The sequence below is a fragment of the Acetobacter syzygii genome, assembly GCF_000964225.1.
GTDB classification, from domain to species: domain Bacteria; phylum Pseudomonadota; class Alphaproteobacteria; order Acetobacterales; family Acetobacteraceae; genus Acetobacter; species Acetobacter syzygii.
Genome location: NZ_BAMZ01000008.1, coordinates 121414 through 135219 on the forward strand (window position 1 = coordinate 121414; position 13806 = coordinate 135219).

Below are 13806 nucleotides of genomic sequence, written 5' to 3' on the forward strand. Positions count from 1 at the left end.
TGCGGCGGCCTTACCAGTAGCCGCCAATAACCTTGCGTGGCTGATCCCCCCCGGGGTCAGCGCCTGCGTACCATGCGCTCCAGTCCCACACAAAAGTATCGCGCCGGTTTTCTGCCGTCATGGCGGCCAGCTCATCCACAACGGGGGTGGGTTGCTGCTTTTTGCCCTGCATCTGTGTTGCCGTCATGTTGCGCAGGGTACGGAAGGCGGTTTCCGACCCCATGTAAACACATCCGCAGCCGATCGGGTCCGCATACAGGTAGATGGGGCCGGAAGGAGATGGGCGGTATGTCAGCTCCCCTGGTGGGAGCAGGTTCATCATCGCATAGCGTGCGGTGGTGTTGGCCTGATGCGCAATAAACCCGGCCTCGGACAGGGTTTTCCCTTTTTCCAGATACGGTGCTGCGGGGGACATGCACCCCGCCAGCACTGTGCAGAGCAACCCGCTGGCCGCCTGCGCCAGCCGTCTGGCAGGGCGGCGGTGGGTGGCCGGTGGGTGCAGGGGGGTGCCTGTGTGCATCTGGCGGGTTCCGTGGCTGATGGTTTTGCTTAAAGGGCGGGGGCTGCGGCATCTGCCATGCACAGGGGCGGCACGCAGACATACGCCTTCATGGTGGAGTAATGCAGGCTCATCAACTGCTGGAGCGTTTGCGCGGCCACACCGCCTTCCTCCGGGTTGGGGGCGGGCACGGTGGTGCTGGTCAGGGGCAGGCACGCCTTGATCATTTTTTCCGCGCCGGAAGGGGAGATCGCATAGCCGCTCACGCTCTGGGTGGCCATAAGCGGGAAGGCGAGGGAGGTCACATCCATCTCGCTCAGTGCGCCAGCCCCACGGGCGGAATAGGGCGGCAGCACCGCACCGCTGAACAGGGCCAGTTCGGGCAGCACGTCAAACTGGATTGTGGAACCGGGCGTATTGCCCCAGAGCACAAAGTCCCAGTCCTGTGGCAGGCTGGCCAGAATGCGCGTGCTTTCGGCCTCAAAATTGGCGCACAGCACGGCATTGCTCTCAAACACATGGGCGGCGGTCTGGTGCTGGGCCACATTGCCCCACAGTGCTACGTGCGACAGAGCCGCAGCAAACGCCTCCTGCGAGAACAGGCATTCGGCCGAGATCAGGTTCATCTGCTGCATGGCGCGCACATCCAGATCCTGCGGGTGCACGCCGACCGAACGCGCCAGATCCTGCACATGGGCATTGAGTTGCAAGAACCTTTCGGTCTGGTCTGGCGTTGTGTCGTTGCTGATGAAAAACTTGAACATTGAGAGGTCCTGCAAGTGGCAATAGGGCGGTCATGCGGTCACAACGGGGCGCATTGGGGAATTGGCACAAATAACAACTGCCACGGCGAAACCACGCTGATGCCCGAGAATACGGCAGAGCAGGGCGCATGGAAAGCCTTGAGCAGGCTCCACCCCGCCGCAGTATATTCCTGTGGCTTTGTTGGGTGTAAAACCATATAATAGAGCCGAATACAGATTTTTTCAGGCCACGGCAGACGCTCCTGGCGCAGGTAGAAGCACGTAAAGGATTGGATTGATGAGCATTAGCGGTATTTCGCCGGTAAGCCAGTATCTGACGGCCCTGAAGAATGAAGATACCGCCGCCTCGACCTACGCCCAGACGGATGTGACCACCAAGCAGACCGTTGCTGCGTTTGAAGAATCCGCTGCGACCATTACCACCGCAAGCCAGCTGCTTAAAAACTATTCTACCCTGCAGGTTGTGCTGGGCGCTTACGGAATGGACTCCTATTCCTCCGCAACGGCCCTTGTGCAAAAGCTGCTGACGCAGGACCCCGATTCGTCCACCTCCCTTGCCAAAACATCCAGCAACGCCACATGGCTGGCCTTTGCCGATGCGTTTAAATCCTGGGGGGAAGGCGGGGGCAGCGTGCAGACAACGCCGCTGACAACATCCACCATCAGCTCCATTGTCAACGAATACCAGTCGGATACCCAGTCCGCCCTGACCAGCGATATTGCGACCTTCAAAAGTGCTGCGGGGTCCATTACCACTGCCTCGGACCTGCTGGACAATTCCACGGTGCTGAATGTGGTGCTGAGCGCCTTTGGCATGGAATCGCTGGAAGGGGATACGGCTGTCCTGACCTCCCTGCTGACGCAGGACCCCAGTTCCTCCACCTCGCTCGCCCAGACATCGGGCAATACGTCCTGGCAGGCCTTTGCCTACACGTTCAAGGCCATGGGGCAGGCGGATGGTACGGCCACTTCCACGCCGTTTACATCGAACACGATCAGTTCCATCGTCTCGCGCTACCAGATTGCCGTGAACTCTGCGATCGATACCAATACCACCGCGTTTAAAACGCAGGTCAGCCAGATTGCGACTGCCTCGGACCTGCTGGGCAACTCCTCCGTCCTGTCCATGGTCATGAACAAGTATGGGCTGGACTCCAGCACGGATAATACGACCATCCTGACCTCCCTGCTGACGCAGGACCCCACCTCATCCACCTCGCTCGCCCAGACATCGGGCAGTCAGGCGTGGGAGGATTTTGCCACCATGTTCAAATCGCTGGGGCAGGGGGATGGCACGGCCACATCCACGCCGTTTACGTCCGCCACCATCAGCGCGATTGCCAGCAAATACACGACCGAAATCGGGAGTGAGACCTCAGCCGCCATTGCAACCTTCAAGAACGATGCCTCAACCCTGACATCGGTCACCGCCCTGCTGAATGACAGCACCTCCCTGCAGGTTGTGCTGGGGGCGTATGGTCTGGGCTCCCTTGCCAGCGATACGGACGTGGTGAAAACCCTGCTGACGCAGGACCCTGATTCGTCCACCTCGCTGGCCCAGACATCGGGCAATTCCTCGTGGCAGGCTTTTGCCGAAGCCTTCAAGGCGTGGGGGCAGAATGGTGGCAAGGGGAGCATTCTCTCCACCAGTCTTGTGGCTACGATCTCTTCCAACTTTCAGGCCAACACCACCTCTTTGGTGGAGTCCGGGCTGAGCGCATTTTCAAACTCGGCCAGTTCAATCACCACGGCCAGCGCGCTGCTGGCCAATAGCACCGTATTGCAGGTTGTAACCGGCGCTTACGGGCTGGATGCAGCCAGTAACGAAAAAACGCTGATCAACGCGCTGCTGACGCAGGACCCCACCTCCACCACATCGCTTGCCAGTGCATCGGGGAATTCCACGTGGCAGACTTTTGCCGATGCGTTTGAGGTCTGGGGCAAAAGTGGCGGCAGTGTCAGCGCTACGCCGTTCACGTCCGAAAAAATCCAGAGCATTGTGGACGACTACCAGCTACGGCAGTACGAGGCCTCCAAGAGTGTGAGTGATAACGGGGTGGGGAACGCCCTGTATTTTACCCGCACCATGAGCAGCATTACCTCCCTGTCGCAGCTTATGTCGGACCCGACCCTGCTCAAGGTGGTGGAAACGGTCTCCGGCTACGACCCGGACCAGTTTGGCGCGCTCGATTATGACCAGCAGGTCCGTCTGCTGGAAAAAAAGGTGGATCTGACCAAACTGTCCACGTCCAAACAGATCCAGCAGTATGCCGAGCAGTATCTGGCCATGTTGCAGATCAACCCGCAAACGACCGATACCCCGGCCAGCCTGCTTGATCTGTTTGGTGGGGATGACAGTGATGACGGTATTCTCGCACTGTTTGGGGACAGCAGCGATTCCTCGGGCGATCTTTATTCCAGCCTGTTCTAGGCAAGGTGGTCCCACCCTCCATGCGGGGTGGGGCAGCATAACCCCGTATCTGGTTTGTTGTTGACGTGAGTTCGGACCCGCTTTCTTCCTCGCCTGTCGAGGCATCCGTTTCCGCCCTTTCTGGTGTGCTGGAGGCGGTGCGTGGTGCCATTGCCAGCCCCCGGCATGATGTGCCGGTGGGGGTGCTGGAAGGCCGCGTAACGGGTTTGTCCGGCCTTTCGGTCTCGTTGAGTGGCCTGCGTGACTTTACGGGGGTGGGGGACCGGGTGACCATTTATGGTCTGGACGGGCGGCAGACACAGGCCGAAATTGTAGCTTTTAATCAGGATATTGCCATTGCCATGCCCTTTGGCTCGCTGGAGGGGATTGGCTCAGGCTGCCGCGCCACCTTCCGGCTGTATGATCAGGAGCAGCGCCGCCGCAGGGCCGGGGGCACGCTTATGGTCAACGCCGCATGGCAGGGGCGGGTGGTGGACCCCATGGGCCGCCCGATGGATGGCAAAGGCCCACTCCCGGGGGAGGGTACGGCCCAGCGGCTCCATGCCTCCCCACCTGAGGCCGCCATGCGTGGCCGCCTTGGCCCGCGCATAGACCTTGGGGTGCGGGCACTCAACCTGTTTACCACCTGCCGCGAGGGGCAGCGCCTTGGCCTGTTTGCGGGGTCAGGCGTTGGCAAGTCCACCCTTATGGGAATGCTCGCGCGGGATACCGCGTGTGATGTTGCGGTTATTGCGCTGGTGGGTGAGCGTGGGCGTGAAGTGCGCGAGTTTGTGGAGGATGATCTGGGGCCGGAGGGGCTGGCCAAATCTGTTGTGGTAGTGGCAACATCGGACACATCCCCCCTTATGCGGCGCGAGGCCGCCTATGCCGCCATGGCCGTGGCCGAGCACTTCCGCGATCAGGGCAAATCGGTGCTGATGCTGATGGATAGCGTAACCCGCTTTTGCCAGGCCCTGCGTGAGATTGGCCTGTCCTCGGGTGAGCCACCGGCCACGCGCGGTTATCCGCCCAGCGTTTTTGCCGAACTCCCCCGCCTGCTGGAGCGTGCGGGACCGGGGCTGATGGATAAAAACGGGCACGCAGGGCAGATGACCGCCATGTTCTCCGTACTGGTGGAAGGCGATGACCAGAACGAACCCGTGGCCGATGCCGTGCGGGGTATTCTGGATGGTCATGTGGTACTGGAGCGGCGCATTGCGGAATCCGGGCGTTACCCGGCGGTCAATGTGCTGCGCTCGCTCTCCCGCACGGTGCCGGGATGCCTGACGGAGGAGGAGAACCAGCTTGTGCTGCAGGCGCGCTCCTGCCTGTCCACATGGGATGAAATGCAGGACATGGTGCGCCTTGGCGCGTACCGCCCCGGCAATGACCCACGGGTGGACGAGGCGATCCGGGTCGCTCCGGCGCTGGAGGAAATGCTGAAGCAGCGTAAAGGCGAGCGCGCAACCCTGCCAGAATGCTTTGATGCCCTGCGGGGCGCGCTCTCGTAGCTGAACGTCTATGAGCAGCGCCAGAATTCGCTCCCTGAACGCGCTTATTCGCCTGCGCAAAACAGAGGTGGACGAGGCCAAGGCCGGTATGGCCCGTGCCCTTGCGGCGGAAAACGCGGCCCTGACGGAACTGGACCGCCAGCTGACCCAGATCGAGGTGGAACGCGATGAGGCCGAGGGCGATGCCGGGCGAGAGTCCTTCAGGCTCTGGCTCCCCATTGCGCAGGAGAACGTGGCGCAGGCCGAGAAGGCTGTTTACAAAACCCGCCAGGATTCCATTCGGGTGCGCGAGGAGCTGATCCACGCCAACGCGGCATTCAAGGCTGCCCAGACCCTGCTGGACAAGCGCGAGGAGGAGGAGCGCATCCTGCGCACCCGGCGCGAACAGGCGGAACTGGATGACCTGTCCCGCCGGAGCCGCCCGTTTTTTATGTAAGTTGGGCAAGGTTCCATCGTTTGGTGGCAATAAACCCCCTGACCGTGAAAAAACGGTGGCAAATGGTTCTTTTCTTTTGTTTGATCCTTGAGAAAGCGGAGTGCGCCCGCTATCGCTTACAGATCATAAGGGGCTGACAGTGATCGTGCACCATGCGACCCGTTTCTTCCCCACACTCGTGAGTGATTAGGAAAACGTATGCAACAGACAGAGCAGCAACCCGCAAAAATTTTTATTGCGACCCCATGTTTTGGCGGCATGGTGACGCAGGAGTACATGGAATCCATTATTGCATGTGCCGGGGTGCTCCAGGTTCCCATGACGTTGTCCCTGTTGGGGGATGACGCCATGATCAGTCGCGCACGTAATACCCTGACCCACAAGTTCCTGACTCTGTCTGACGCAACGCATCTTTTGTTCATTGACGCCGATATTGGTTTTCCTGCCGAGGCTCCCGCCCGCCTGCTGGCCGCAGGCAAGGATGTGGTGGCCGGGGCTTACCCGATCCGCGAATATTTCTGGGACAAAACCACGCAGACCAACATGCTGCATGGTGAAGCGCAGGAAACGGCCTCCCTCCGCTATGTGGGCGAGACCGAGGCCATGCACCAGCAGATTGAAAAAGGCCCCATGGTGCGCACCCATTATGCAGGCACCGGCTTTATGCTTATCAGCCGTGGCGCGCTGGAACGGATGGTCAAGGCCTACCCCGAAACCGCCTACCGCCGCATAGATGCAGCCGATGGCGAGGCAGGCGGGACCGCCTACGCCCTGTTTGATGGCAGCATTGACCCCGAAACCGGGACCTACCTGAGCGAGGACTTTACCTTCTGCCGCCGCTGGCGCGAAATTGGGGGCGAAGTCTGGCTGGATACCTCGATCAATCTGACACATGCAGGCCGTGCCGCGTTCCATGGCAAACCGGGCTGCCGTGTTGGCATGGTTCACCACAAGGGCGCCTAAGGTCGCAGTAGCACCACATGCCAGATAACAAAAAACGCCCCATTATTATCAAACGTGGGGGTGATTCAGGCGAGCATGGCCATCACGGCGGCGCATGGAAGATTGCGTACGCTGACTTTATGACGGCCATGATGGCCTTCTTTCTGGTTATGTGGCTGCTGAACGCAACAACGGAAGAACAGCGCAAGGGTATTGCGCAGTTCTTTAACCCCATGGCGGAAAAAGATACCCGTCTGGGTTCTTCCAACGGGATGCTGGAAACATCGCCCTCCCCGCTGACCGCTGGCACAACCCTGCGCAAGGTCAAGGATGGGGATGCCCCGGATGATGATGGGGGCGAACAGCCCGGCGCCAAAGATGCTGCCCGTCGCTCGGAGGAAGGTGGCTCCCCCGATAATATCACCCGTGGCCTTAAAACGCACCTGACCCCGGCAACCCCGGCCATTATTCCCATTGGTGGGCCGGAAAGTGGCGGGGGTAAAAATCTGGGCAGCATAGGCGTGGACAACCCTGTAGCTGCCGCAGCAGAGCAGACCAAGATCGACACCATGGTCAAGGGGCTGGAACAGGCCGTGGCCCAAAACCCGGATACGCAGGCTGCAAGTAGCAATATGTCCGTCTCCTTCGGGCGGGACGATATCCGGATTGAACTGCGCGACGCGAACAATACACCCATGTTCGATACGGCCTCCGCCACCCCCAACGCTGCCGGGCGCAAAATGCTGGAGCAGATTGGTGCGTGGCTGGCCCCTATGCCAGAACAGCTTTCCATTGTGGGCTATACCGATGCCGACCAGTACCGCCCCAGCAAACGGGGTGGCATGTCCAACTGGACCCTGTCCGCACAGCGGGCGGATGGTGCGCGCGAAGTTCTGGTCCGGGCAGGGTACCCCGACCGGAATATTCTGAGCGTATCTGGCCGGGCGGACCGTGATCTGGCTGTGCCATCTGACCCCGGTTCCGCCGCCAACCGGCGCGTGGTGCTGATTTTGCACCGCCGTTTTGTAAACCCGGACCAGTCCGGTGGGGCAATTGTACCCCTGCCTGCCCCCGCAGGTGCTCCGGCGGGGCAGGCTGCTCCCGCGGCACCGCCTGTGGCCCCAGCAGGGCAGACCGCACCTGCCGCACCTGTGGGCAATGGCGCACCACCCGCTCCTGCGCCCCAGTCCGGGGCTGTTCCGCCGCAAGCCCAGCCCGCCCCTGCTCCGGCACAGGCCCCTGCTGCCCCGCCCCGGCGGGTCAGGGGGGTACGCATAAGGGCATCAACACGGCCAAAAACAGAACCGGCACAGGCCCCGCCGCCCGCCGTGGACCAGCCTTTTCAGCCCGCGCAGGATACGTGGACACCCGCACCGCAGTAACCCGCCCGTAAAACAGGATGATGATGCGCCGCTGGCAGTTGGTGCCAGCCCGGCGCAAGTAGATGGAAGTGGAGACCGTTAAATGCTGTTCATCGGGGGGCTCATTTTTGCGCTGCTCTGCGTATTTGGTTCGTTTGTGGCATCGGGGGGGGCGCTGGCACCCCTTATCATGTCCATGCCGTTCGAACTGCTGACCATTCTTGGGGCCGCGATTGGCATTTTTGTCATGTCCAATTCCAAGGATGTGCTCAAGGAATTCCCGCACTATCTGCGCCGCACCATCAAGGGGCCACGCTACAACAAAGCCGCTTACACGGAACTGCTGGTGACGTTGTTCCGTTTTATGCGGCTGGCGCAGGCCAAGGGCAACATGGCGCTTGAAGAGCATATTGAAAACCCGAACGACAGCAGCATTTTTGCCCTCTCCCCCAATGTGCGGGATGATGTGGCGACCCGTAGCCTGATCTGCGATTATCTGCGTCTGGTCAGCCTGAACATGGATGACGCCTACCAGCTGGATGAGGTCATGGGCCGCGAGCTCAAAAAGAACCTGAGCGAGGAGCTGCATACGGCCGAAAGCCTGCAAAGCATTGCCGACGCCCTGCCAGCCCTTGGCATTGTGGCCGCCGTGCTGGGGGTGATCAAAACCATGGCCTCCATCAGCAAGCCGCCGGTCATTCTGGGTGAGATGATTGCAGGCGCACTTGTGGGCACCTTCCTTGGTGTGCTTTTGTCTTATGGTGTTGTGGCCCCGCTTTCGTCTAGAATGCGCGATGTGGTCATGCAGGACGCCCGTTACCAGGACCTGATCCGCACGGTATTTGTGGCGCATCTGCAAGGCAATCCGCCGCAGATCTGTGCGGAAATCGGGCGTAAGGACATCCCCCATGCGTTTATGCCAACATTCGCAGAACTGGATTCCGCTTTGTCCGAAGCAAGTAACCCCGGCGCTGCTGCCGCAGCCTGAGGACCATAAAATCGCGGTGGCTGGCCTGCTGGCGGGACGGAGGATGTGATGGGTATTAAATCAACAAGTGCCACGGGTGCGACCGACAGCGCGCAGGATGCGCCGTTTTCCGCCCTGCTTGCTGCCATTACGCCCCGTACCACCACAACGGCGGGGGCTGTGCCTGCCACAGCACCCTCCAGCGGTTTTGCCGCTGTGCTGAAAAGCATGTCCGTTACGCACACCACCACGCAGGCGCGCGCCCCTTCCACCGCTACATCGGCCTCCACCACCCAAGGGGCGGTGGATACCGCTCCAGCGGACAACACCGACCAGAGCAGCACGGAAGCCGATAACACGGCGGCAAACAGCACTGCGCAAGGGCGTGTGGATGCGGCCAGTTCCTCCGTGGCGCAGGCCACCACCAGCCCGTTAACCAGCAGAACGGCAGCCTCCGGCACCGCCGCCGCACAGGCGGAGCAGACACAGGCAGCTCCCGCCAGCCAGACCGACAGCAGCGATGCGGATACGCAAGCAACTGCTACGGATGCGGCAGATAGCCAGACCACCACAGCCGATGCCAGCCAGACCCCGCAGGCCCTGCCAGCGTGGAGCATGGCGGACACCCTGATGCAGATGGTCATGCAGGGGGCCAGTGCGGTGCAGCCGCAGGCACAGGTGGCAGGCACCAGCACACCGACCCAGACCAGTGCACTTGGCACCGCAGATGCGACCGCCACCGACCCCGGCAGCCTGAACACCGCCACACAAAGTGTGCTGGGGCAGGGGTTGAGCAGCCTTTCTGCCTCGGTTACGCTCCAAAGCGGGCTTGCCGTGCAGGATATGGCAGCGGCAATGGGGCTGGGTGGATCTGTTTCCTTCCTCAGTGGTTTGCCGGGCATGGGCATGGGCATGGGCATGGGCATGGGCATGGGCACAGGCGGGGCGTCCGCCGTGGTGGAAAGCCTGAGCAGCGCTGGAACCGTGGGTAGCCTGACAGCGGGGAGCCTGACTGGAGGAAGTCTGGCTGGGGGCGGCACGGCCTCCTTGCCAGTGGCGGGCATGGCGGCGTCTGCCGTACAGCCAGCGCTGGTGCAGCAGGCGGCCAGTCTTGGCAGCAGTACAGCAGCCGCACCAACCATAACGGCGGGGAGTGCTGGCACATCCTCTGACCCTGCTGCCGTTCTGGGTGCAGCCAGCCAGAGCAGTAGCGGGCAGGTTTCTGCCGCGGCTACCAGTACGGCCAGTGCTGCGGTCTCTGGCCAGCAGGGGGCACAAACGGCGGCTTATACGCTCCAGCAGGTGGCGGCTGTGGTCAGCAATGTGCGTGTTACCCAGTCCTCCTCGGGGGCGCAGGCTGTAGCAGCGGATGGTATTGCCGGATTGTCCCTGACTGCGGGGGATGGCGTGGCTTCAGCTTCAGGCCCGGTGGTGGCGCTGGGGCAAAGCGTGCAGGAGGCGGTGGCCCAGAATCAGGCAGGTTTTTCCGACCAGTCGGAGCAGGGCGCCGGGGAGGAAGGGCAGGCTCTGCTGGCGGATGCCGGGGCAACGGGCAGCACACTGGCGCAGGCGACAACGCAGGGTGCGGCATCCTTTGCCTCCACTCTGGGTACGGCATTAGGCGGGGCATCCGGGCAGGCGGCAACGCCCACACAGGCCGGAGCCGCAACGGCCACCGCCACAACGCAGGAAGAGGAACAGGCCGGTGGTCTGTTCTCCCTCGCCAGTACGGACTCTACGGATACCGGGGTGTCCATGACCGTCATGACCGCGGATTCCACCCCCGTACACGTGCGTGTGCAGGGGACGGATGGCGTAACAACGGGCGTGGTGCTCCAGAGTGAGGATGCCGCAACGGCGCACCATCTGGCCAACACACGGCACGAGCTTGTTGCAGCACTGGATGCTGCGGGTGTAGATGTAGGGCAGATCAGAATTGACGTTGTCAGCCCGAGCGACACGGGCAACACATCCTCCCAGCAGGAAAACGGGGGAAGTGGGTTGGCCGGTGGCGCTTTGGGTGGTGGCAACACCAGTGCAGGGCAGGGCAGTGGCCAGCCTTCTGGCGGGAACGGGTGGGCTTCCGCCTCCGTGTCCGCCACACAGGAGCGTAGTGCGGATGCGCAGGATGGCAGCGGGGCTGCCTCCACCACCCGCACATATGATGGACGTGGGGTTAATATTACCGCCTGACCCGGGCGCATGAGGCATACTGAGAAGGAAACGGGCGCATGTCCACGACGTCACTGACGACCAACGAGTACACCCTGCTTTCGGCAGCGGAGTCGGCTGCCAAGAGTTCTGCCTCCACATCCAGCTCCACGTCTTCCACGTCGTCCTCCACCTCCTCCACGGCGGCTCTGTCCTCCCTGGCAGATAACTACACCACGTTCCTGACCCTGCTGACCACGCAGCTCACCCACCAGGACCCCAGCAGCCCCATGAGCAGTGACTCGTTCACCAGCGAACTGGTGCAGTTGGCCGGGGTGGAACAGCAGGTGGAAACCAACAGCAAGCTCTCCTCGCTCATTTCGCTGAACGAGAGCGGGCAGCTGAGTGCGGACAGTGCGCTTGTGGGGTCGGAGGCTACGGCAACCTCTACCACCCTGCCATTGCAGAACAGCTCGGCTACGCTCAACTTTACTGGTTCTTCCGGCCAGACGGTGGCCATTGCGGTTGCCAACTCGGCTGGCACCATTGTCAAGGACGATCTGGTAACCGCTACCAGCGGCACCAATACATGGACGTGGGACGGCACGGACAACAGTGGCAACCAGTTGTCCGATGGTGCTTACAACGTGTCGGTCAAGACCATGGATTCGTCGGGCAATACGTCGGATGCGACCTTTACCGTTACGGGCACCATTACCGGTATTCAGACCGGCACGGACGATATGGAAGTCCAGATGGGCAGCGCTACCATCCCCATGAGCAAGGTGACCAAGGTGTCCACTTCAAGCAAGTCCACCTCCTCCTCATCTTCCTCCTCTTCAGACACGTCCTCCTCTTCCACGGGGACTTGATGCCCGGCGGGGTATGGTGCGTGCCATACCCCCTGTTATGGCATGGTCTGGCTGTTTCCTTTTCCACGCAGGTTAGAATAAAACCAACATATTACTTAACATTAGATTGACGGACCGGGGGTGCAACCGGCTATGCCTTAATGCTGATCACTCGCAATAAGGCGGAAAAATATGCTGGCCTGGTTTACCGAAAAAGCGCCTTTGCGGCGGAAAATTTCTATCGTCATGGCCTGCTTGCAAGCCTACATGATTTTGCAGATTCTTGTGCAGCTTGTAAGCTCCGAGATGGATCTTCCGCTGGCGGTGCAGCGTTATCTGGGCCTTGGTGGCTTTGCCGTTAGCTCCGTTATGGTATTTTTGGCCCGCTGGGTGCTGATCAGCCGCGCAGCCGTACCGTTCGAGACCATTACCGCCCTGACCGAACGCATTGCATCGGGCAAGCTGGACGAGACCATTCCCTACACAGCATGGACGGATTGTGCCGGTCGTCTGGCCAAGGCGCTGACCACCTTCCGCACGGCTTTGGTCAAGCAGCTTGACCTGCAAAAAATTGCGCAGGACAGCGCGGCCGAGCAAAAACGGCTGAGCGACCTTACGCAAGAACGCGCCGTGGAGCAGAATGGTCTGATTGTTGAACTGGGCAAGGGGCTTAAAACGCTGGCGGACCGCAATCTGGCCTTCCAGTTTACCACACCGTTTGCTCCCGAGTTTGACGCCCTGCGCCGTGACTTTAACGAGGCCGTGGCCTCCCTGTCCGAAGCGATGGCCGATGTTGCGGCGGCTTCCGCCCTTATTCAGGGTGGGTCGATGGAAATTGCCGAAGCCTCGCAGGATTTTGCCCAGCGGACCGAACGGCAGGCTGCGGCTATGGGCCAGATGGCTGCGTCCATTACCAGTGTAAAAAATGGGGTGGACAACCAGTCCGAAGCTGCGCAGGAAGCCCGTGCAGCCGCCCAGAGCGCGCATGATGCCGTGCAGCGTTCCACCAAGGTCATGCTGTCTGCCATGTCGGCCATACAGGAGATTGCAACCTCCTCGGCCAAAATGTCGGCCATTATTGGTATTATTGACGACATAGCCTTCCAGACCAACCTGCTGGCCCTGAATGCCGGGGTGGAAGCCGCCCGCGCAGGGGATGCAGGGCGCGGGTTTGCTGTGGTTGCGACCGAAATCCGGGCACTGGCGCAACGGTCCTCCACCTCATCGCGCGATATTCGTAGCCTGATCGAAGTGTCCACCAAGCAGGTGACCGAGGGCGTGCGCCTTGTGGAGCAGACCGACCGCGAACTGAAGCTGGTGGTTGGTCAGGTGGATGCCATTACCCGCCATGTTGCAAACATTGCCACCGTGGCCCGCGAACAGGTGGGAAGTCTGGGTGAGGTCAATACCGCTGCAACCCATATTGATGCCACCACACAGCAGAATGCCGCCATGGTTGAACAGACCGCAGCGGCCGCCCATAACCTGACAAGTGAGGCCGTGAACCTTGTTAAGGTTGTTGGCCACTTTACCCTGCCCGGTCAGGGCAATGTGCTGGCGGCATCTGGTGGGGGGCGGTCGCGCCCGGCTCTGGCCAGCCCGGCGGCCCGGCTCCAGTCCGCTCCGCGGCAGTTGGTCAGCAGTGGGGCTGATGGCTGGTCGGATTTCTAGGCCCCCAATCCCCAGCCGGGGTTAGGGTGTTCTGCAAGGCCGGGTGCCCGCAAGGGGCCCGGCCTTTTTGCTGCGCGTGGTGTGTGCTCACTCCGAGTTGTTGCAAAACGCGTTGGGCAGCGGTTGGGAATCCGCAAAAATATAGAAAATTTTTACGAATTCATGCCAACACTCGGCCTGTGGGTTCCGTTAGGTTGCTCTGGTCACGCACTGGTGCCGGGTGTAGAATGAATGACACAGACG

At 61.1% G+C, this 13806-nt stretch carries 11 protein-coding genes; 9 read left to right on the forward strand and 2 right to left on the reverse strand.

The genetic code is table 11. From position 1 onward, the window contains the following. Positions 1-10: 10 nt before the first annotated feature. The gene (locus Absy_RS03310; RefSeq protein ID WP_173956892.1) at positions 11-520 is read right to left on the reverse strand and encodes a hypothetical protein; all 510 of its coding nucleotides are present in this window, start codon (positions 518-520) and stop codon (positions 11-13) included. Between the two features lie 29 nt (positions 521-549). After that, complete coding sequence (locus tag Absy_RS03315) at positions 550-1263, reverse strand: glycosyltransferase family 25 protein (RefSeq protein ID WP_048853296.1); 714 nt, start codon at positions 1261-1263, stop codon at positions 550-552. Between the two features lie 277 nt (positions 1264-1540). Between Absy_RS03315 and Absy_RS03320 the strand changes: the two genes are divergently transcribed. From Absy_RS03320 to Absy_RS03360, 9 genes are all read left to right on the forward strand, one after another. Continuing rightward, positions 1541-3694: a DUF1217 domain-containing protein gene (locus Absy_RS03320; RefSeq protein ID WP_052945689.1), complete on the forward strand. Its 2154-nt coding sequence runs from the start codon at positions 1541-1543 to the stop codon at positions 3692-3694. A 137-nt stretch (positions 3695-3831) separates the two neighbouring features. Next, positions 3832-5184, forward strand: coding sequence for a flagellar protein export ATPase FliI (fliI, locus tag Absy_RS03325; protein ID WP_048853401.1), 1353 nt, complete (start codon positions 3832-3834; stop codon positions 5182-5184). Between the two features lie 10 nt (positions 5185-5194). Beyond that, positions 5195-5620 (forward strand): hypothetical protein, encoded by a 426-nt coding sequence (locus Absy_RS03330; RefSeq protein WP_048853297.1) that lies wholly within the window; start codon positions 5195-5197, stop codon positions 5618-5620. A gap of 198 nt (positions 5621-5818) precedes the next feature. Next, positions 5819-6583 (forward strand): hypothetical protein, encoded by a 765-nt coding sequence (locus Absy_RS03335; protein WP_048853298.1) that lies wholly within the window; start codon positions 5819-5821, stop codon positions 6581-6583. A gap of 17 nt (positions 6584-6600) precedes the next feature. Continuing rightward, complete coding sequence (locus tag Absy_RS03340; RefSeq protein WP_052945690.1) at positions 6601-7944, forward strand: flagellar motor protein MotB; 1344 nt, start codon at positions 6601-6603, stop codon at positions 7942-7944. Between the two features lie 82 nt (positions 7945-8026). Then, positions 8027-8911, forward strand: coding sequence for a flagellar motor stator protein MotA (gene motA / locus Absy_RS03345; protein ID WP_048853299.1), 885 nt, complete (start codon positions 8027-8029; stop codon positions 8909-8911). Between the two features lie 48 nt (positions 8912-8959). Continuing rightward, positions 8960-11083: a beta strand repeat-containing protein gene (locus Absy_RS03350; RefSeq protein WP_048853300.1), complete on the forward strand. Its 2124-nt coding sequence runs from the start codon at positions 8960-8962 to the stop codon at positions 11081-11083. Between the two features lie 38 nt (positions 11084-11121). Next, positions 11122-11913, forward strand: a complete 792-nt coding sequence (locus tag Absy_RS03355) for a flagellar hook assembly protein FlgD (RefSeq protein WP_048853301.1) — start codon at positions 11122-11124, stop codon at positions 11911-11913. 171 nt (positions 11914-12084) lie between these two features. Then, positions 12085-13563 carry a methyl-accepting chemotaxis protein gene (locus Absy_RS03360; protein WP_048853302.1) on the forward strand — a complete coding sequence of 493 codons (1479 nt, stop codon included), beginning with the start codon at positions 12085-12087 and terminating at the stop codon, positions 13561-13563. Positions 13564-13806 lie beyond the last annotated feature (243 nt).